The sequence below is a fragment of the Microbacterium paludicola genome (assembly GCF_039529675.1).
Classification (GTDB): domain Bacteria; phylum Actinomycetota; class Actinomycetes; order Actinomycetales; family Microbacteriaceae; genus Microbacterium; species Microbacterium paludicola.
Window position 1 is genome coordinate 67,474 of sequence record NZ_BAAANG010000009.1, and the last position, 20,296, is coordinate 87,769.

Annotated in this window: 17 protein-coding genes; 11 read left to right on the forward strand and 6 right to left on the reverse strand. The window is 71.2% G+C overall.

What is annotated here, in order from left to right; all coding sequences use genetic code 11:
• Positions 1-53 precede the first annotated feature (53 nt).
• From ABD161_RS06870 to ABD161_RS06880, 3 genes are all read left to right on the forward strand, one after another.
• A complete protein-coding gene (locus tag ABD161_RS06870; RefSeq protein WP_344000945.1) occupies positions 54-920 on the forward strand; it encodes a PPK2 family polyphosphate kinase in 867 nt (288 codons plus the stop codon).
• Between the two features lie 73 nt (positions 921-993).
• On the forward strand, positions 994-2,091 hold the full coding sequence (locus ABD161_RS06875; protein ID WP_425560815.1) for a glycerate kinase: 1,098 nt from the start codon (positions 994-996) through the stop codon (positions 2,089-2,091).
• A 1-nt stretch (position 2,092) separates the two neighbouring features.
• Positions 2,093-3,334 (forward strand): FAD-binding protein, encoded by a 1,242-nt coding sequence (locus ABD161_RS06880; RefSeq protein WP_344000949.1) that lies wholly within the window; start codon positions 2,093-2,095, stop codon positions 3,332-3,334.
• A gap of 314 nt (positions 3,335-3,648) precedes the next feature.
• On the opposite strand, the gene ABD161_RS06885 is transcribed toward ABD161_RS06880, so the two are convergent.
• Positions 3,649-4,941 (reverse strand): isochorismate synthase, encoded by a 1,293-nt coding sequence (locus tag ABD161_RS06885; protein WP_344000951.1) that lies wholly within the window; start codon positions 4,939-4,941, stop codon positions 3,649-3,651.
• Positions 4,942-5,013: 72 nt separating this feature from the next.
• Between ABD161_RS06885 and ABD161_RS06890 the strand changes: the two genes are divergently transcribed.
• From ABD161_RS06890 to ABD161_RS06905, 4 genes are all read left to right on the forward strand, one after another.
• Complete coding sequence (locus ABD161_RS06890) at positions 5,014-5,556, forward strand: DUF402 domain-containing protein (protein WP_344000953.1); 543 nt, start codon at positions 5,014-5,016, stop codon at positions 5,554-5,556.
• Positions 5,553-6,380, forward strand: coding sequence for a bifunctional demethylmenaquinone methyltransferase/2-methoxy-6-polyprenyl-1,4-benzoquinol methylase UbiE (ubiE, locus tag ABD161_RS06895; protein WP_344000955.1), 828 nt, complete (start codon positions 5,553-5,555; stop codon positions 6,378-6,380). Before ABD161_RS06890 ends, ubiE begins: the two co-directional genes overlap by 4 nt.
• Positions 6,381-6,406: 26 nt before the next feature.
• Positions 6,407-7,435, forward strand: a complete 1,029-nt coding sequence (locus ABD161_RS06900) for a polyprenyl synthetase family protein (protein ID WP_135113928.1) — start codon at positions 6,407-6,409, stop codon at positions 7,433-7,435.
• A 70-nt stretch (positions 7,436-7,505) separates the two neighbouring features.
• Positions 7,506-8,879 (forward strand): FAD-dependent oxidoreductase, encoded by a 1,374-nt coding sequence (locus tag ABD161_RS06905; protein ID WP_344000957.1) that lies wholly within the window; start codon positions 7,506-7,508, stop codon positions 8,877-8,879.
• A gap of 144 nt (positions 8,880-9,023) precedes the next feature.
• On the opposite strand, the gene ABD161_RS06910 is transcribed toward ABD161_RS06905, so the two are convergent.
• The 3 genes from ABD161_RS06910 to ABD161_RS06920 all read right to left on the reverse strand — a co-directional run bounded on the left by ABD161_RS06910 (position 9,024) and on the right by ABD161_RS06920 (position 13,640).
• Complete coding sequence (locus ABD161_RS06910) at positions 9,024-10,592, reverse strand: DEAD/DEAH box helicase (RefSeq protein ID WP_344000959.1); 1,569 nt, start codon at positions 10,590-10,592, stop codon at positions 9,024-9,026.
• 273 nt (positions 10,593-10,865) lie between these two features.
• Positions 10,866-11,882 (reverse strand): LacI family DNA-binding transcriptional regulator, encoded by a 1,017-nt coding sequence (locus tag ABD161_RS06915; RefSeq protein ID WP_344000961.1) that lies wholly within the window; start codon positions 11,880-11,882, stop codon positions 10,866-10,868.
• Positions 11,883-11,930: 48 nt separating this feature from the next.
• Positions 11,931-13,640 carry a glycoside hydrolase family 13 protein gene (locus ABD161_RS06920; protein ID WP_344000963.1) on the reverse strand — a complete coding sequence of 570 codons (1,710 nt, stop codon included), beginning with the start codon at positions 13,638-13,640 and terminating at the stop codon, positions 11,931-11,933.
• Positions 13,641-13,840: 200 nt separating this feature from the next.
• On the opposite strand from ABD161_RS06920, the gene ABD161_RS06925 reads away from it, so the two are divergent.
• The 4 genes from ABD161_RS06925 to ABD161_RS06940 all read left to right on the forward strand — a co-directional run bounded on the left by ABD161_RS06925 (position 13,841) and on the right by ABD161_RS06940 (position 18,734).
• A complete protein-coding gene (locus ABD161_RS06925; RefSeq protein WP_344000965.1) occupies positions 13,841-15,091 on the forward strand; it encodes a sugar ABC transporter substrate-binding protein in 1,251 nt (416 codons plus the stop codon).
• A gap of 99 nt (positions 15,092-15,190) precedes the next feature.
• A complete protein-coding gene (locus ABD161_RS06930) occupies positions 15,191-16,825 on the forward strand; it encodes an ABC transporter permease subunit (RefSeq protein ID WP_344000966.1) in 1,635 nt (544 codons plus the stop codon).
• A complete protein-coding gene (locus tag ABD161_RS06935) occupies positions 16,825-17,709 on the forward strand; it encodes a sugar ABC transporter permease (RefSeq protein WP_135113919.1) in 885 nt (294 codons plus the stop codon). The genes ABD161_RS06930 and ABD161_RS06935 overlap by 1 nt, the downstream gene beginning before the upstream one ends.
• A 35-nt stretch (positions 17,710-17,744) precedes the next feature.
• A complete protein-coding gene (locus ABD161_RS06940) occupies positions 17,745-18,734 on the forward strand; it encodes an alpha/beta hydrolase (RefSeq protein WP_425560814.1) in 990 nt (329 codons plus the stop codon).
• Between the two features lie 10 nt (positions 18,735-18,744).
• On the opposite strand, the gene ABD161_RS06945 is transcribed toward ABD161_RS06940, so the two are convergent.
• Positions 18,745-19,368, reverse strand: coding sequence for a GntR family transcriptional regulator (locus tag ABD161_RS06945; protein ID WP_344000970.1), 624 nt, complete (start codon positions 19,366-19,368; stop codon positions 18,745-18,747).
• 466 nt (positions 19,369-19,834) lie between these two features.
• Positions 19,835-20,014, reverse strand: a complete 180-nt coding sequence (locus ABD161_RS06950; RefSeq protein WP_344000972.1) for a hypothetical protein — start codon at positions 20,012-20,014, stop codon at positions 19,835-19,837.
• Positions 20,015-20,296: the final 282 nt, after the last annotated feature.

Below are 20,296 nucleotides of genomic sequence, written 5' to 3' on the forward strand. Positions count from 1 at the left end.
TCGGCTCCCGCCGCTCTCGCGTCGGGTCGGATCCGGGTGGTTGACTGTGCCGCATGATCGCGAAGAGCCAGGCCCGCTGGACGGATGACGCAGCCCGCGTGCTGCGGGTGACGAAGGGATTCCGGCTGTCGGACGTCGACCCCGACGCGACCCCCGGGTACGACGGCGACAAGGCCGCGGGCAAGGCCGACCTCAAGTCGGGCCTCGAGCAGCTCGCCGAGTACCAGGAGCGCCTGTACGCCGCGAGCCGCGGCGGCGCCGCGAAGGACGCCGTGCTGCTCGTGCTGCAGGCGATGGACTCGGCCGGCAAGGGCGGGGTCGTCCGTCACGTGGTGGGAGGCGTCGACCCGCAGGGGATCCAGCTCGCCGCCTTCAAGGCGCCGACGGAGGAGGAGCTCGCGCACGACTTCCTGTGGCGCGTCGAGAAGCGCCTGCCGGGTGCGGGCCTGATCGGGGTGTTCGACCGGTCGCACTACGAGGACGTGCTGATCGGCCGCGTGCGCAAGCTCGCCGACGCGCAGGAGATCGAGCGCCGCTACGGCGCCATCGTCGACTTCGAGCGCCGCGTCGCCGACCGCGGCATCCGGATCATCAAGGTCATGCTCCACATCTCGCCGGAGGAGCAGGGCGAGCGCCTGATGGAGCGCCTCGAGCGCCCGGACAAGCACTGGAAGTACAACCCGGGCGACGTCGACGAGCGCGCGCGGTGGAGCGCGTACATGGACGCGTACCAGACCGCGCTCACCCGCACCTCGACGGATGAGGCGCCGTGGTACGTCGTGCCGGCGAACCACAAGTGGTACGCGCGTCTCGCGGTGCAGGAGCTGCTGCTGGAGACGCTCGAGGACATCGACCCGCAGTGGCCGGTCGCCGAGTTCGACGTCGAGGCCGAGAAGAAGCGCATGAAGGCGACCCTGTAACCGCGCGCCGCCCGCCCGCACCCGGGCCGTGGCCTGGACCCGTCGCCGGGTGCGGAAGGATGGCGGCATGGGTATGCGGGTGGTGGTCGCGCCGGACAGCTTCAAGGGCACGTGTCCCGCCGCCGAGGCGGCGCGGACGATCGCCGACGGCTGGACGGGGATGCGCAGCGACGACGAGGTGGTGCTGCGGCCGATGGCAGACGGCGGCGAGGGCACGCTCGACGCGTTCGCCACGGCGTTCCCCGAGGCGACGCGCATGCCGGTGCGCGTCACCGGTCCGCTCGGGCTCCCGGTCGATGCGGCCTGGTTGCTGCTCCCCGACGGCACGGGTGTCGTCGAGCTCGCCTCGACATCGGGAATCGAGCTGCTGGCGGGCGACCTGCGCGGCCGGGACGCGTCCACCCTCGGGTTCGGGCAGGCGATCCGCGCCGCGGTCGATCACGGCGTCTCGCGGCTCATCCTCGGCATCGGATCCAGCGCCTCGACGGACGGCGGCATCGGGGCCCTGACGGCCCTCGGCGCGCGCTTCACCGACGCGTACGACCTCTCCATCCCGCCCGGGGCGGCGGGCCTCGAGGAGCTCGCGAAGGCGGATCTCACGAGACTGCGTCCGGCGCCGTCGGGCGGCGTGCTCGTGCTCACCGACGTGACGAAGCGCCTGACCGGTCGCCGCGGCGCGGCTGCCGTCTTCGGCCCGCAGAAGGGCCTCGACGCCGGCGGCGTCGCCCGCGCGGACGAGGGCCTCGCCCGCCTCGCGAGCCTGCTCGACGCCGATCCGGATGTGCCCGGCGCCGGCGCGGCCGGCGGCTGCGGCTTCGGGCTGCTCGCCTGGGGCGGGCGCCTCGTCGGCGGAGCGGCCGAGATCGGCGCCCTCACCGGTCTTCCGGCTGCGATCGAGGGCGCGGACCTCGTCATCACGGGCGAGGGCTCGTACGACGGCCAGTCGGCCGCCGGGAAGACCCCCGCATACGTCGCCGGGCTCGCACGCGAGGCCGGCGCCCGGATCGCCGTCGTCGCCGGGCGGATCGCGGACGACGCCGACGTCACCGGCATCGAGGCGGTCTCCCTCACGGAGCTCGCCGGGTCCGCCGACGCGGCGATGACCGACACGCGGCACTGGCTGCAGGCCGCGGGCGAGCGACTCGCCGCGGCACAGGGAGAGGATGACTGACATGGAACTCACCAACTGGGCGGGAAACGTGCGCTTCCGCGCGAACCGGATCGCCGACCCCGCCAGCACCGACGACGTCCGCGAGATCCTGCGGCGCCCCGGCCGCGTCCGCGCACTGGGCTCCGGCCACTCCTTCAGCCTGATCGCCGACACCGAGGCGACGCTCGTCTCGACGGCGGGGCTGGCCTCGGCACCGGTGATCGACGCCGACGCGCGGACCGTCACGGTCGGCGCCGGCACCCGGTACGGCCACCTCGCCCAGGCGCTCGAGGCTGAGGGATGGGCGCTGTCGAACCTCGCCTCGCTGCCGCACATCTCGATCGGCGGCGCGATCGCGACCGGCACGCACGGGTCAGGTGACGGGGTGGGGACGCTCTCCTCCGCCGTCACGGCGCTGGAGCTCGTCACCCCGACGGGCGATGTCCTGACGCTCGCCCGCGGCGACGAGCACTTCGACGCCGCCGTCGTCTCGCTCGGGGCGCTCGGCATCGTGACGCGGGTCACGCTCGACATCGAGCCCTCCTTCGAGGTGCGCCAGCGCCTCTACGAGCACCTCCCGCTCGAGACGGCGATGTCGCACTTCGATGCGCTCATGGGCGCCGCCTACAGCGTCAGCCTCTTCCTGCGGTGGACGGATCCGGACACCATCGATCAGGTGTGGACGAAGTCGCGCGCCGAGGAGCCGCCGACGATCCCCGGCGATCCCGCGCCCGCGACCGAGCCGCTGCACATGCTCGCGGGCGTCTCGCCCGACGCCTGCACGCCGCAGCTGGGGGAGCCCGGGCGCTGGCTCGACCGGCTGCCGCACTTCCGGATGAGTCACACTCCCTCGAGCGGGGCCGAGCTGCAGTCGGAGCACCTGGTGCCGCGTCGGCACGCGGTCGCCGCGATCCGCGCGGTCCGCGAGCTCGCCGGCGACATCGCCCCGCTGATCCAGGTCACGGAGATCCGCTCGATGCGCGCCGACAGCCTCTGGCTGAGCCCCGCGTACGAGACCGACACGGTCGGCCTTCACTTCACGTGGCTGCCGGATCAGCCGGCGGTCGAGGCCGTGATCGCGAAGATCGAGGCGGCGCTGCAGCCGTTCGCCGCCCGCCCGCACTGGGGGAAGCTCGCCACGATGAACGCCGCGGGCCGCGCCGCCGTCTGGCCGCGCCTCGCCGACTTCGCCGCGCTCGCGCGTGAGTTCGACCCGGGGTCCCGCATGCGCAACCCCTACCTCGGCTTCCTCGACGAGCTCTAAACCGACGCTGTTCTTTCTTGGCCGCGCGCTGATCGATCACTCGGCCGACGCGGGCTGTTCGTGACTCTCACGCGTCGGGCACCGCTCCGCGGTACCACTCCGCGAGAGAGGCCGCCGCTCCGCGACGGCGGCTCGCTCCGCTCGCGGGGCGCCGGCGCTCGCGATCGATGGGCTGTCGCTTCGCTCCATCCGTGGGCGCGCTGGTTGGCCGCTCCGCGGCACGCTCCCTTCGGTCGCACGTGGCGACCACAAGCCTCGCGAGCGCCGGCGCGGAGCGTCGGCCGAGTGATCGATGCGCGCGCGGCCAAGAAGGGCTACGCCAGCGCGTCCACGATGGGCCGGAACTTGACGCGGGTCTCCAGCAGCTCCGCCTCGGGCACGCTGCCGGCGACGATTCCGCCGCCCGCGTGGGCGGTGACGGGGCGCGTTCCGTCCGGATCGGCGGTCCAGCCCCTCTCGGTGGCCTCGCCGGGCACCCCGAACTGGGCGCAGCGCAGCGCGATGGCCCACTCGCCGTCGCCGTTGCCGTCGATCCAGCCGACCGGACCGGCGTAGCGCCCGCGGTCGAAGGGCTCGATGCGCCGGATGGCCGCCATCGCGGCCTCGCGGGGCGTGCCGGCCACGGCCGCCGTCGGGTGCAGGGCACGCACCATGTCGAGCGCCGTCGATCCGTTGGAGAGCGTTCCCTCGACATCCGTCGCGAGGTGCCAGAGGTTCGGCAGCTTGAGCGTGAAGGGCTGCTCGGCGGACGCGAGCGCCGAGGTGTGGGGGCGCAGCGCATCGACGACCGAGCGCACGGCGTACTCGTGCTCGTCGACGTCCTTCGGGTTGGCCGCGAGCTCGGCGATGATCGCCGAGTCCTCGTCGGCGTCCGCGCCGCGGGGGCGGGTGCCGGCGAGCACGCGGGCCGTGACCTCTCCGCCGCGCACGGTGACGAGGGTCTCGGGGCTCGCGCCGATGATCCCCTCCACCGCGAACGTCCACGTGTCGGGGTAGCCGCTCGCGAGGGCGCGCACGAGGCGACGGAGGTCGGCGTCGACGGGAACGGAGCCGGCGATGTCGCGGGCGATCACGACCTTCTTCACCTCGCCGGCCTCGATCGCCGCGAGCGCCTCGCGCACCGCGTCGCCGTGCGCGGCGGGATCCATCCGCCCCGGTCCGAGCGTCGCCGACCAGTGCGATCCGTAGTCGGAGCGTTGCGGGGCCTCGTCGGGCGCGGCGGCGCGGGCGTTGCGGATCCGCGTGATCCAGTGACGGCCGCCGCGGCGCCCGAGGATCGTCGACGGCACCGTCAGGGTGCTGCGCTGCGCCGAGCCGTCGTCGAACGCGAAGGCGCCGAACGCGACGAGCCCCGTCCCGGGAACACGCACCTCGTCGTCGACCTCGGCCGCGGCCATGATCTCGCGCCACGCGGCCGCGATGCGCGCGATCCGGTCAGGGCCGGTGACGTCGAGGCGCAGGATCTCGGCGCCCGCGCCCACGAGCATGTCGCCCTTGCGCTGCCAGGCGAGGGGCCAGGAGCGGCTCGCCCAGAGCAGCGGATCCTCGACCGGATCCGCCTCCCGGGTCTCCACGATCAGGCGCGGGACGCGGGACGTTTCTGACACCCGTCCAGCTTAGATCCGCCCCTCCGGCCCGGGCGCGCGCTCCTGCCCGCCCGGGCGGCATAGGCTCGGACAATGCCCCGGCCCGCCATAGGAACCCCGCTCGTCTTCCGCTGGCGGAAGTGGGACGGCTCCCCGCACTGGGAGCATGAGTGCGTCTACCTCGGATCGGATCACTGGGGCGACTGGCTCGGCCAGCGGACCGGATCGCGCAGCTTCCGTCCGGGACGGGACCTCGTGCTGGACATACCGAGCGTCATGATGATCCCCGCCGGCCGCCAGGACTACGTGCTGACCGTCAACGCGTCGCCGGCCGCCACGCGCGTGTACATCGACGTCTCGTGGGCCGCCGGCTGGGGCGAGGACGGTCTTCCTACCGCGATCGACATGGACCTCGACGTCGTGCGCCGCACCGACGAGCGCGGCGTCTACATCGACGACGAGGACGAGTGGGAGGTGCACAGGGTGCGCTACGGCTACCCGTCCCGCGTGATCGAGGCCCTCGAGGCGACGGCCCACGACCTCGAACGGCGGGTGCGCGCGCTCGAGGCGCCGTTCGACGAGGCGACGGCCGAGCACTGGCTGGCACGGCTGGCGACCGTAGACTCGGAGGCGTGATCTCGCACGCCGGACGCCGCAGCCCCTTCGACGGAGGCCCCAACCGCGCCGACCTGGGCAAGGACCCCGCCAGCGTCAGCGGCATGTTCGATCAGGTCGCGCCGAAGTACGACGTCACGAACACGGTGCTGAGCGTCGGCAACGACCGCCTCTGGCGCGTCGCCACGACCCGCGCCGTGCACCCTCGGCCGGGGGAGCGCATCCTCGACCTCGCTGCCGGCACGGGCGCGTCCGCCATCTCGCTCGCCCGCAGCGGTGCTCACGTGGTCGCCGCCGACTTCTCGCCGGGGATGATCGCCGAGGGGCGTCGCCGGTACCGGGACGTGCGCAACCTCGAGTTCGTCGAGGCCGACGCGACAGCCCTTCCCTTCGCCGACGGCGAGTTCGACGCCGTGACGATGTCGTTCGGCCTGCGCAACGTCAAGCAGCCGAAGAAGGCGCTCGCCGAGCTGCTGCGGGTCGCCAAGCCCGGCGGCCGCCTCGTGATCTGCGAGTTCTCGCACCCGCCCGTCCCCGCGATCCGGGGGCTCTACCGCTTCTACAACGACCGCATCCTGCCGCGCATCGCGCGCGTCGTCTCCTCGAACACCGAGGCCTACGACTACCTCAACGAGTCGATCAGGGACTGGCCGGACCAGCGCGCGCTGTCGGCCTGGATCCGCGAGGTCGGATGGACGGACGTCGCGTATCGCGACCTGAGCTTCGGCATCGTCGCCCTTCACCGCGCGGTGAAGCCGGCGCAGCCGGGAGCCGCGGCGAGGTCCTTCGACGCCGAATCGGAAGGCCGTCGCGGCGAAGACGCCGCCGGTAGGCTGGAGTCGTGACACCCCGACCGGCGACGGGCTCCTCCATGGCGAGTCGATTCGGCCTCAGCGAACGCGTCTTCGCCGGGCCGGGATCGAAGCGGCTCATCGGGCTGATCGAGGACGGCCTGGAGCAGGTCGAGGAACGTCTCGCCGACGAGCTCCACTCGGCCGATGAGCTTGTCGACGCCACCGCGCGCTACCTCTACGAGGCCGGCGGCAAGCGCGTGCGTCCGATGCTCACGATGCTGTCGGCGCAGCTCGGCGACGGCACCGTCCCGGCCGTGATCGACGCGGCCACCGCCCTCGAGCTCACGCACCTCGGCTCGCTGTACCACGACGACGTCATGGACGGAGCCGACCGCCGCCGCGGCGTCGCGAGCGCGCACCAGGTGTGGGGCAACAGCATCGCCATCCTGACCGGCGACCTGCTGTTCTCGCGGGCGAGTCAGATCATGGCCCGCCTCGGCGAGCGCGCCATGGCGCTGCAGGCAGACACGTTCGAGCGGCTCGTGCTCGGCCAGATGCACGAGACGGTCGGTGCGCAGCCGGGTCAGGATGCGATCGCGTTCTACATCCAGGTGCTCGCCGACAAGACCGGCTCGCTGATCGCCGCGTCCGTGCAGGCTGGCGCGATCTTCTCCAACGCGGATGAGCGCTTCCACCAGCCGCTGCGCGTGTACGGCGAGAAGGTCGGCGTGGCGTTCCAGCTGCTCGACGATGTGATCGACCTGTCCGCGGATGCGTCCGAGACGGGCAAGGTCCCCGGCACCGATCTGCGCGCCGGAGTGCCGACGATGCCGTACCTGCTGCTCGCCGCGGCCGACGACGACGAGTCGCGCGCGCTCACGCAGCGCATCGACGACGGCGTCGCCCGCATCGGCGAGGGCGAGGACCCGGCCATCCTGGATGAGCCGCTCGCGGTCCTGCGCGACCACCCCGCGACCGCGCGCACGCGCGAGCTCGCCCTGACCTGGACCCGCGAGGCGATCGACGCCCTCGACCCGCTGCCGCGCGGCGGCGTGCGCGAGGCGCTCGTGCGCTTCGCCGAGTCGCTCGTCGACCGCAGCAGCTGACACCGGATCCATCCGGCGTCGCGCGGCAGACTCTTGTGTATCGAAGGCCTGACCGCCTGAAAGGAAAGTCATGACCAAGCTGAGGCTGGCCATCGTCGGCGCGGGACCCGCCGGCATCTACGCCGCGGACATCCTGCTCAAGGCAGAGAAGAAGTTCGACGTCTCCATCGACCTCTTCGAGCACCTGCCGGCGCCCTACGGGCTCGTGCGCTACGGCGTCGCCCCCGACCACCCGCGCATCAAGGGCGTGATCGGCGCGCTGCGCGAGGTGCTCGACCGGGGCGACATCCGCCTGTTCGGCAACGTCCGCTTCGGCGAGGACATCACGCTCGACGACCTGAAGCACCACTACAACGCGGTGATCTTCGCGACCGGTGCCGTGCGCGACGCCGATCTCGACATCCCGGGCATCGACGCCGAGGGCTCCTACGGCGCCGCCGACTTCGTGAGCTGGTTCGACGGACACCCGGATGTGCCGCGCACCTGGCCGCTGACCGCGCCGTCGGTCGGTGTGATCGGCAACGGGAACGTCGCCCTCGACATCTCGCGCATCCTCGCCAAGCACGCGATCGACCTGCTGCCGACCGAGGTGCCGCCGAACGTGTACGAGATCCTCGAGGCGTCGCCCGTCACCGACGTGCACGTCTTCGGCCGTCGCGGCCCCGCGCAGGTGAAGTTCACCCCGCTCGAGCTGCGCGAGCTCGGCGAGCTGCGGGATGTCGACATGGTCGTCTACGACGAGGACTTCGACTACGACGAGGCGTCGAAGGCGGCGATCGAGACCAACAAGCAGGTCAAGGTCATCGACCGCGTGCTGCAGTCGTGGCGTCAGCGCGAGTCGGCGAACAACGCCGGCGGCACCGCGTCGCGTCGCCTTCACCTTCACTTCTGGGCCAAGCCGATCGAGGTCAAGAAGGACGAGCACGGCCGGATCGCGGCCCTCGTGTACGAGCGCACCCGCCCCGATGGGCAGGGCGGCGTCGTCGGCACCGGCGAGCTGCGCGAGGTGCCGATGGGTCAGCTGTACCGCGCGGTGGGCTACTTCGGCTCGCCGCTGCCGGGCGTCCCGTTCGACGAGCGCCACGGGGTCATCCCGAACCATGAGGGCCAGGTGCTCTCGCCCGACTCGAACGAGCGGATCCCCGGGATGTACGCGACCGGATGGATCAAGCGCGGCCCCGTGGGCCTCATCGGCCACACCAAGTCGGACGCGATGGAGACCATCCAGCACCTGCTCAACGGCCAGGGGTCGTGGTGGCAGCCCGCCGATCCGTCGGAGGAGGCGATCCCGGCGCTGCTCGCCTCGCGCGGCGTCGCCTGGACGGATCTCGAGGGCTGGCACCGGCTCGACGAGCACGAGATCGCCCTGGGTGCACCCGAGGGCCGTGCGCGGGTCAAGGTCGTCCCCCGCGACGAGATGATCAAGGTCTCGCGGGGCGAGTAACCCGCCCCCGACCGACCGAGAGCCCGGCGCCTGGTGGGGCCGGGCTCTCGTGCATCTGGCGAGAAGCGGTGCCGTCGGCCCCTCATCCGGATGGATGACGGCCCGACGGCACCGATTCTCGTCCCGCCGAAGCGGGGGTGTCGCTTAGAAGGAGCTCGACGCGCGGCGCGGGCCGCGGCGGCGCTGCGGGGCCGGGTTGCCGGCACCGGTCGAGCCGCCGTGCGCCGAGCCGCCGTGGGCGGGGCGCTGCGCGGGCTGGCCGGTCGAGGTGCTGTACGTCGGCGCCGACTGACCGCCGCGGGGCGCGCCCTGGCGCTGGCCGCCCTGTGACTGACCGCCGCCCTGGCCGCCACGACCGCCGCGTCCGCGTCCGCCGCCCTGACCGTGGCGCTGGCCGCCGGCTGCGGCGCCCTGGCCCTCGCGGGCGGCGCGCTTGCGCTGGGCGTTCGCGCCGGTCGAGCGACCGCCGCCGGTCGATCCCTCGACCGGGGCGTTGCCCGCACCGGGGCCGCCCGGACGCGGCGCGACGCGCTCGGCGACCTCGCCCACGAGGGCGAGGACGGCCGAGTGGTTCGCCGTGACGTGCTGCGGCTTGACGTCGATCGCGGCGCGGCGCATCAGGATCTCGGTGTCCTTGCGCTGCGACGGCACCATCAGCGTGACGACGTCGCCGGCGGCGCCGGCGCGGGCCGTGCGGCCCGAGCGGTGGAGGTACGCCTTGTGCTCGGCGGGCGGATCGATGTGGACGACCAGGTCGACGCCGTCGACGTGCACGCCGCGGGCGGCGACGTCCGTCGCGACGAGCACCTTCACGGCGCCCGACGAGAAGTCGGCGAGGTTGCGGTCGCGCGCGTTCTGCGACAGGTTGCCGTGAAGATCCACCGCGGGGATGCCGGCCGCCGTCAGCTGACGCGCGAGTTTCTTCGCCTGGTGCTTGGTGCGGGTGAAGAGCATGCGGCGGGCGGTGCCCGACGCGAGGGCCTTGATGACGTCGGTCTTCAGCTCGGTGCTGGAGATCTCGAAGAGGTGGTGCGTCATCGCGGCGACGGGCGATTCGGCCGAGTCGATCGCAATGTGCTCGGGGTTCGGCAGGAAGCGCTTGACGAGCTTGTCCACGCCGTTGTCGAGCGTGGCCGAGAAGAACATGCGCTGACCATCGGTCGGCGTCTTCGACAGGATGCGCGTCACGCCGGGGAGGAAGCCGAGGTCGGCCATGTGGTCGGCCTCGTCGAGCACGGTGATCGAGACGCGGTCGAGGCGCACGACGCCCTGACCCATGAGGTCCTCGAGGCGGCCGGGGCAGGCAACGACGATGTCGACGCCGCGCGCGAAGGCGGCCTCCTGCGGCTTCTGCGAGACGCCGCCGAAGATGGTGGTCACGGCCATCCCCGCGGCCTTGGCCAGGGGCTCGACCGTGCGGGTGATCTGCGTGGCGAGCTCGCGCGTGGGAGCCAGGATGAGGGCGACCGGCGAGCCGGCGCGACCGCGCTGGCCCTTCGCGGCGAGGCGGGCGACGAGCGGGATGGCGAACGCGAGCGTCTTGCCGGATCCGGTCTTTCCGCGGCCGAGGACGTCGCGACCGGCGAGCGTCGAGGGGAGCGTCTCGCGCTGGATGGGGAAGGGGGTGGGACGGTCCATGGTGACGAGCGCGTCGACGAGGATCGAGGGGACGCCGAGATCGGCGAAGGAGATCTGCTCAGCAGCAGAGGTCATGTGTGTTTCTTTCGATGATCCGGCCCAGGCGCACAGAGGCGCGGGCGCAGGGAAGCGCAGGCCGGTGGGAGGCGAACACGGCGGATGCCGGATCCGTTCGCCGCGGCAGGAAGACGGGGCGTCAGCCGGATGCGATCCGGCGAGCCCTGGTCTCTGGGGAGACCTGTCGAGACACGACGATGCGCCCGAGACTCGGACGCATCCCCGACACTAGCACCCCGGGGTGAGCGGGGGCTGTGCGAGGGACGGCCGCAGCGGAGGGGGAGTCCCCCTTCAGTCGCGCGGCCGGGTCGTCGACGACCGCACCCGCAGCTCGAACGGCAGCGGGGTGTCGGACGGCGGGGTGTCTTCGCCCTTCGGCTCGAGCTGCGCCATCAGGATGTCGACGGCCAGCGCGCCCTGCGCGCCGGGGAACTGGGCGATGGTGGTGAGGCCGAAGAAGTCGGACATGTCGTGGTCGTCGACACCGACGATCGACACGTCGAGCGGCACGCTGAGGCCGAGGTCGCGCGCGGCGAGCATCGCGCCGAACGCCATCTCGTCGGAGGCGGCGAAGATCGCCGTGGCCCGGTCGCGCAGGGGAGCGCCGAGCAGCTGCTTCGCCGCCCGGTAGCCGCCCTGCACGGTGAAGTCGGCGTTCGCGACCCGGCTCGCGGCGATGGGAAGTCCCGCCTCGCGCAGGGCCGCCTCCCAGCCCTGACGGCGCTTGGTCGGCAGGTGGAAGTCGGCGTCCGACTCGACGTCGCCGCCGATCAGGCCGATGCGCGAATGACCGAGGCCGATGAGGTGCTCGGTGGCGAGCGTCGCCACGGCCACGTCGTCGATTGCGAGGGTGCGTACGCCGGGGATCGGGCCGCCGACGCCCACGAGCGGCTTCCCCAGCGCGTGAAGGCTCGTGACCTCGGGCTCGGTGAGCTCGAGCGACACGGCGATCACGGCATCCACGCGCTGGCGCTGCAGGAAGTGCTCGAACACCGTGCGGCGCTCGCCGCCGTCGCCGGCGAGGTTGTACAGCGTCACGTCGTAGCCCGAGCGCATCAGCCGCTGCTGCGCGCCCTCGAGCACCGCGGTGAAGTACCAGCGGCTGAGGAACGGCAGCACGATGCCGACGTTGCGGGTGCGGCCGCTGGCAAGGCTCGACGCGGCCTGGGAGACCACGTAGCCGAGCTCCCGCGCCGCCGCGACCACGCGCTCGCGAGCCGCGGCGGACACGTGGCCGCGCCCGGAGAGCGCGCGGGACACCGTCGCCGTGGACACTCCGGCCAGCCGTGCCACCTCTGCGATGCTCATGCTCCGCGCGCTCCCTTGCGTGCTCGGGATCCGATCCGGATCCGTGGATCAGTCCTGGATCAGCCAGACGGTCGTGTCGGCGGGAAGGACGCGCGATCCGGATCCGTCCTCCTCGAGCGCGCCGCTCGAGACGAGGACGCGACCCTCCGGCAGCAGCACCGGCTCGGCGCCGGTGTTCGCCACGACCGTGACTCCACCGCTGCGGAACGCGACCGCGGAGGCCGGGAGGCCCTCCACCCACGCGAAATCGTACGCGGCGCCGAGGCCCAGCTCGCGCCGCAGGCGCAGCAGCGTGCGGTACAGGTTCAGCGTCGAGTCGGGATCGTCCTCCTGACGATCGCGCGCGAGCTCCGCCCACTCGGACGGCTGCGGCAGCCACGCAGCACCCGTGCCGTTGAACCCGAACGCCGGGGCGTCGGCCTCCCACGGGATCGGCACGCGGCATCCGTCGCGGCCGTAGCGCTCGCCCTGCGTGCGGAACCACGTCGGATCCTGGCGCGCGTCGTCCGGAAGCTCGATCGCCTCGGGCAGGCCGAGTTCCTCGCCCTGGTAGAGGTAGGCGGAGCCGGGCAGTGCGAGCATCATCGACGTCGCGGCGCGGGCGCGGCGCAGGCCGACCACCGCGTCCGGTTTGCCGGGGGAGAGCGGGCCGATGCCGTGGCCCTGCGGCGCGTCGGCGCCCAGCGCGAGGCGCGAGGCGTGGCGGATCACGTCGTGGTTGGACAGCACCCACGTGGTCGGGGCGCCGACGCCGCCGAACGCGCGGAACGACTCGTCGACGACCTCGCGCAGCTGCGCGGCATCCCAGTCGGCCATCAGGTACGGGAAGTTGAAGGCCTGGTGCATCTCGTCGGGACGCACCCACAGCGCAGTCTCGGCGGCGGTCGGCAGCCACGCCTCGGCGCACAGGGCGCGGTCGCCCTCGTACTCCTCGAGCAGGCGGCGCCAGTCGCGGTACACCTCGTGCACGCCCTCCTGGCCCCAGTAGGGAACCGGCTCCTTGCCGCCCATCGAGTCGGAGTCCTCCGGCGGCATGTAGTCGGGAAGCTCGTCGTGCTTGACGAGGCCGTGGGCGACGTCGACGCGGAAGCCGTCGACCCCGCGGTCGAGCCAGAAGCGCAGGATGCGGCGGAACTCCTCGCGCACCTCCTCGTTCGCCCAGTCGAAGTCGGGCTGCGACGAGTCGAACAGGTGCAGGTACCACTGGCCCGGCGTGCCGTCGGCCTCGGTGACGCGGGTCCAGGCGTTGCCGCCGAACACCGACTGCCAGTTGTTCGGGGGCAGCTCGCCGTTCTCGCCGCGACCGTCGCGGAACATGTAGCGGCCGCGCTCGGGGCTTCCGGGAGCGGCGGCGAGGGCCGCCTGGAACCAGGGGTGCTGGTCGGACGAGTGGTTCGGCACGAGGTCGACGATCACGCGGATGCCGCGCTCGTGCGCGTTCTCGAGCATCTCGTCGAAGTCGGCGAGCGTGCCGAACAGTGGGTCGACGTCGCAGTAGTCGGCGACGTCGTAGCCGGCGTCCTTCTGCGGCGAGGTCATGAAGGGCGAGAGCCAGATCGCGTCGATGCCGAGGTCGCGCAGCGCGTCGAGGCGCGAGGTGATGCCGGGCAGGTCGCCGATGCCGTCGCCGTTCGCGTCCGCGAAGGAGCGGGGATAGATCTGGTAGATCGCGGCGGTGCGATACCAGGCGGCGCCGGGGGCGGCGGCGTCGCCTTCGGGGCCCACGAGTGTCGGGCTCAGGGTGGGAGCGGGAGTCATGAGATGAGACTTTATGCGATTCCGGTTGGATGTGGAAACGTTTGCAGGCAGGAGCGGCGTCCGTGTGCATCACGGTTGCGTATCGAACCCCTGGCATCGCAGAAGGGCCGTTTTGCGGATCCGGGATGAACGGGTATACCTGTAACCGCTTGCAGAAATCGGCGGAGTGGCCGGTTCCACGACAGAGAGGCAACACGCCAATGAAGGTGAACAGCAAGGGCCGCCTGGTCGCGGCTTTCGCGATCGCGACGACTCTCGGCCTTGCCGGATGCTCGTCCACGCCGGCCCCGCAGGGCGGCGAGACGTCCGCCCCCGCCGAGGGCGAGGGCGAGGCCACATCGACTCTGACCGTCTGGGTCGACGCCGAGCGCGTGGATGCGCTGCAGGGTGCGGCCGACGCGTACACCGAGCAGACCGGTGTCGAGGTCGAGCTCGTCGGCAAGGACAACGCCGACATCAAGGACGACTTCATCCAGCAGGTGCCGACGGGCGAGGGCCCCGACATCACCATGGGTGCCCACGACTGGCTGGGCGAGCTCGCCACCAACGGCGTCGTCGCGCCGCTCGAGCTCGGCGACGCGGCCTCGGACTACCTGCCCGTCGCGCTGGACGCCTCCACCTACGAGGGCACCGTCTACATGCTCCCGTACGCCGTCGAGAACATCGCCGTGCTGCGCAACAAGACGCTCGTGCCGGATGCGCCCACGAGCTTCGACGACATGATCGCCAAGGGCAAGGCCGCCGGCCTCGACCAGCCGTTCGTCGTCGAGCAGGGTGCCGAGGGCAACCCCTACCACCTGTACCCGTTCCAGACCGCGTTCGGCGCCCCCGTCTTCGGCACGAACGACAAGGGCTACGACCCGACCGACCTGCAGCTCGGCAGCGCCGGCGGCGAGCAGTTCGCCCAGTGGCTCGCCGGCCAGGGCAAGAACGGCACCGGCGTGTTCAACACCGACATCGACGGCGACATCGCCAAGCAGTCGTTCATCGACGGCAAGGCTGCCTACTGGCTCACCGGCCCGTGGAACGTCGGCGCCGCGATCGACGCCGGCGTGGACGTCGCGATCGACCCGGTCCCGAGCCCGACCGACAAGCCCGCCTCGCCGTTCGCGGGCGTCAAGGGCTTCTTCGTCTCGGCCGAGTCGGACAACAAGGTCGCCGCGAACGACTTCCTCGTGAACTACCTCGGCTCCGAGGACGCGCAGCTCGCGCTGTTCGAGGTGGGCAACATCCTGCCGGCCCTCTCCGCCGCGGCCGAGACCGCCTCGGAGGACCCGATCATCGGCGGCTTCGCCACGGTGGGCGAGCAGGCGGTGCCGATGCCCGCGATCCCGGCGATGGGCTCGGTGTGGCAGTACTGGGGCATCGCACAGGCCGAGATCATCAACGGCGCCGACCCCGTCGCGACGTGGCAGAAGCTGACGTCCGACGTGCAGGCCGCCATCGGCTGATCCGGGACTGACACCTCCACATCCCTGCTCGTCGAGCGAGGGCCTCGCGGCCCTCGCTCGACGAGCGGACTCTGACGACTTCGCACGGGCAAGGGAGCCATGACCGACACCGATACCCAGGTCGCCGAGACGGCGACCGACGCCGCGACCGATCCGCGTCGCCTGCGCAGGCAGCGCCAGGCGCACGACATCGCCGAGCGGGCGGGCGGCGGCATCCGCGCTCTCGTCCTCAAGCTGATCCTGCTCGGCATCGTCGACGCGATCGCCGTCTACGCGGTGCTCGTCCTGATCGGCTTCCAGCAGTGGATCGTGATCGGCGTCGTCGTCGTCGTCGCCGTCATCGTCAATTGGATCTACTTCTCCCGCCGCACCCTGCCGGCGAAGTACCTCACGCCCGGCGTCATCTTCCTGTGCCTGTTCCAGGTGTTCGTGCTGATCTACACCGGCTACGTCGCCTTCACGAACTACGGCACCGGCCACAACGGCACCAAGGAGCAGGCGGTCGCCTCGCTCATGGCCTCGGCGCTCCAGCGTGTGCCCGACTCGGCGACCTACCCCATCACGGTCGTGGAGCAGGGCGGCGCGCTCGGCCTGCTCGTCACGACGCCCGAGGGCGAGGCGCTCGTAGGCACCACCGAGATGCCGCTCGCCCCAGCCGCGAACCCGACGTTCGAGGGCGACAAGGCCGTCGCGGCCGACGGCTGGAACAGCCTGCAGTTCGCCCAGGTGCTGCAGCGTCAGAACGAGGTGACCGAGCTGTCGGTGCCGTTCTCGGACGACCCCAACGACGGCGCGCTGCGCACTCCGGATGGCACGAGCGGCTACCTCTACACCTCGGCGCTCGAGTACGACGAGGCCGCCGGCACCCTGACGAACACCGAGACCGGCGCGGTCTACCGCGACACGGGGGTCGGCGCGTTCACCGCGGAGGACGGCACCCAGCTGCTGCCGGGCTGGCAGATCACCGTCGGCTTCGACAACTTCATCCGCGCCGTCACGGATCAGCGCCTCGCGGGGCCCCTGTTCTACGTGACCCTGTGGACGTTCGCCTTCGCCCTGCTGTCCGTCGCGACGACGTTCTTCCTCGGGCTGTTCCTGGCGATCACGTTCAACAACGCCCGCATGCGCAGCCGCGCGGTCTACCGGGTGCTGATGATCCTTCCCTACGCGGTCCCGTCGTTCCTGTCGGCGCTGGTGTGGGCGGGCATGATGAACCAGAGCTTCGGCTTCCTGAACCAGGTGATCTTCGGCGGGGCGTCCATCCCGTGGCTGACGGATCCGGTGATGGCGAAGGTGTCGATCCTGATCGTGAACCTCTGGCTCGGCTTCCCGTACATGTTCCTCGTGTGCACCGGAGCGCTGCAGTCGATTCCCGACGAGCTGCAGGAGGCGGCGACGGTCGACGGCGCGAAGCCGTGGGCGGTGTTCCGCCTGATCAAGCTGCCGCTGCTGCTCGTCAGCGTCGCACCGCTGCTGATCGCATCGTTCGCGTTCAACTTCAACAACTTCAACGTCGTCTACATGCTCACCGACGGCGGACCCCGCGACTCGGCGGCGCCCATCCCCGTCGGGCACACCGACATCCTGATCTCGATGGTCTACAAGGTGGCCTTCACCGGCCAGACGCGCGACTACGGTCTCGCGAGCGCCTACTCGATCATCATCTTCATCGTGGTGGCAGTGATCTCCGTGATCGCGTTCCGCCGCACCAAGTCGCTCGAGGAGCTGAACTGATGAGCGCGACCGCCCTCACCGACCGCCGCCGCTCCTTCGGACGCTGGTTCGCCGACCTCGGCTGGCGCCACGTCGTCGGCATCATCGTCACCGCGTTCTCGCTGCTGCCGATCGTGTTCGTCATCTCGAGCTCGCTCAACCCGCGCGGCACCCTCACCGGATCGAACGCGCTGTTCTCGGCGATCGGCTTCGACAGCTACGTGCGCATCGTCAGCGACCCGAAGGTGCCGTTCCTCGCGTGGTTCGCGAACACCCTGATCATCGCGGGCATCACGGCCATCCTCACCGTCTTCCTCGGCGCGCTCGCCGCGTACGCGTTCTCGCGCATGCGGTTCACCGGCCGTCGCTTCGGGCTCATCACGATCGTCGTCGTGCAGATGTTCCCGCAGCTGCTCGCGGTGGTGGCGATCTTCCTGCTGCTGAGCGCCATCGGCGACTGGTTCCCGGCGATCGGCCTGAACAGCAGGATCGGCCTGATCCTCGTGTACCTCGGCGGCGCGCTCGGCGTGAACACCTACCTGATGTACGGGTTCTTCAACACCGTGCCGCAGTCGATCGACGAGGCCGCGAAGATCGACGGCGCGAGCCATGTGCGCGTGTTCTTCACGATCATCCTGCGCCTCGTCGCACCGATCCTCGCGGTTGTCGCACTGCTGTCGTTCATCGGCAGCGTGAACGAGTTCGTGGTGGCGTCGGTCGTGCTGATCGACACCGAGAACCAGACGCTCGCTGTGGGTCTCACCAAGCTCGTGTCGAACCCGCGCTACGCCGACTGGAGCGCGTTCTCCGCCGGCGCCGTGATGGCCGCCCTGCCGGTGGTCGCGCTGTTCCTGTTCCTGCAGAAGTACATCGTCGGCGGGCTCACGGCGGGTGCCGTGAAGTAACCCGCGGCGATCACGGCCGTCGTAGGCTGGCAGGCGTGTCCGCCACATGGGTCGCCGATGTCCTCGGTGAGGGGTTCGAGGCCCTGACGCTGCCGCTGGGCGCGGATGAGGAGGGCGAGGTCGTCGCCACGGTGGTGCGGCACCTCCCCGCTCCGCGGCGGTTCTGGCAGCGACCGCGGCTGCTCGAGAACGTCGACGTGCTGTACGTGCACGGCTGGTCGGACTACTTCTTCCAGCGCCGCCTTGCGCGGTTCTGGACGGATCGGGGCGCCCGCTTCTTCGCACTGGACCTGCGCAAGTACGGCCGGAGCCTGCGCGAGTGGCAGACGCCGGGCTACGTGACCGACCTCGCCACCTACGACGAGGACATCCGGGCGGCTCTCGACGCGCGGGGTGACAGCGCCGAGCGCCGGCTCATCCTGCTCGGCCATTCGACGGGTGGCCTCGTGCTGAGCCTGTGGGCCTCGCGGCACCCCGACGAGGTCGCGGCACTTGTGCTCAACAGCCCGTGGCTCGAATTCCAGCTGAGCGCCGTGGCCCGCACCGCCTTGTCGCCAATGGTCGAACTGCGCGCGCGGTGGCGTCCGCTGGACAAGATCCGGGTCACCGACCACGGCTTCTACTCGCGTGCGGTGGAGGAGGCGGCCGACCCCGAGGACCCCGTGTCGATCGACGCCGACTGGCGCCCCGCGGCCGGCTTCCCTGTCTATGCGGGCTGGCTCGACGCCATCCTGGGCGGCCACAATGCCGTGGCGAAGGGCCTCGGCATCACGGCGCCCGTGTGCGTCATGCTGTCGGCGCGCAGCACGCTGCCGGTCCGCTGGAGCGACGACCTCACCCGCTCCGACACCGTGCTGTATGTGGAGGACGTGGCACGGGCGTCGCTGCGGCTCGGTCGGACGGTGACGGTCGAGCGCCTCGACGGGGCGCTGCACGACGTGTTCCTGTCGCACCCCGCGGTGCGTCGCGACGCATATACCCGCCTGGATCGCTGGATCCGCGGCTTCGCGGCGTCCTCGGGCTGAACCGCTGTCCTCAGAGGCCGAACTGCTCGCGGACGAGACGTTCGGCGGCGACCTTGTCGCGCGCGCGGATGGCCTCGCGCAGCCGGCGGTAGTTCTCGCGCAGCTCGTCGTCGGAGACGACGGGACCCACGTGGGTCAGGTTGCGCTCGAGGGCGAGGTCGAGATCCTCGAGGTGCTGCTTGTAGATGTTCTCGGCGGTCAGCGAGGCGATGTACCGCGAGAACGCGATGCGGGCGGCGATCGAGGCGGCGGCGTCGCCGAGGGCGCCGTCCATCGCGTCGAGCAGCTCGACGGCGTGGTCGGCCTGCTCGTCGGTCATGCTCGGCAGTGTGGCGGAGATCTCGATGCCGCACTTGTAGCCCGCGTAGGCGAGCGAGGCGCGGACGAGTTCGTCGGTGACGACCGTCACGCGCGTGTAGCGGCTGGGCATCATCTCGACCAGGCCGATGCGCTCCAGGCGCTGCAGGGCCTCGCGGATCGGCATGCGCGACACATTCAGCTTCTCGGCGAGCTCGGCATCGCGGATGCGCGAACCCTGCTCGAGGGTTCCATCGATGATCGCGGCACCCAGGTACTGGAAGACCGAGTCCGCCAGCAGCTGCTTGCCCTTGTCGATCGGCGTCAGGCCGCTCATTCAACTCCTGCCATGGCTGTGGGATCGCGCGGCTGGGGAGGGGAGCGTGCTGCACACGCCAACCGCGCCCGCAGCGATCAGATCCTCGTCATTCTACGGGAGCAGGCCGAAGCGGAGCGGGCCGCCGAGCGGCGCTGCACCGCTCAGTGGCGCTCGCGCGCGGGGCCCGCCGGGCCGGGCTTCGCCGGTGGGGTCAGCGGTAGTTGATGAATCGCGCACCAGCGACTGCCCGACGCGGTGAGCGGTTGTCAGCCGCGGAATCTCGCGGGCGCGGAGTTGGTCAGCGTTGTGACCCGGGGGCACGCGTAGGGGATTCTGCGGACTCAGTGCGGACTCGAGATTGCATCAGGTCCTCGGCCGCATCGCGCAGAATGATCGCTGCTGCGCGGATCCGCTCCTCTCGGCTCAGCGTCGTCGGGGGCTCTCTGTGTCCGCTGGCGTTGTCTGCCATGTGTTCTGCCGGCACCTACCGGTCGACAACCCAGACCTCGAACCATCGGCGCTCTCCGGTCGCCGGGTCCTCCATCTGCACGTCACCGGCGCCCCGCAGGGCGTCACTCGGCAGATCCGCTCGCAGGATCAGTTCCCCGTCCTCGTAGTCCGGACCGAACGACAGATGCACCATGTCGTTGTCGCGATCGCTCATAAGTGGAGGGTAGTACCGCTGGCGTGAGATGCGTCATGTGTCCCACATGTCCCATGTGATGTCCCACCTCTTGTCACGCTTCAGGCGCCTTCTGGCGCGGAATCATGCGGGATCTGTGACGTATGACGCTTGAGGGTGGGACAGGTGGGACATGGGACATCCCCAGCCGGAGGGGGATACGTCACTGCCGGTGGAATGCTTTGGCCGTGATTGTCTAGCTGTACTTCCCCGTGACGTTGTGAACGCGGGCTGAGGGGGTCTGGCCGCCGATGCCGGTGTGGG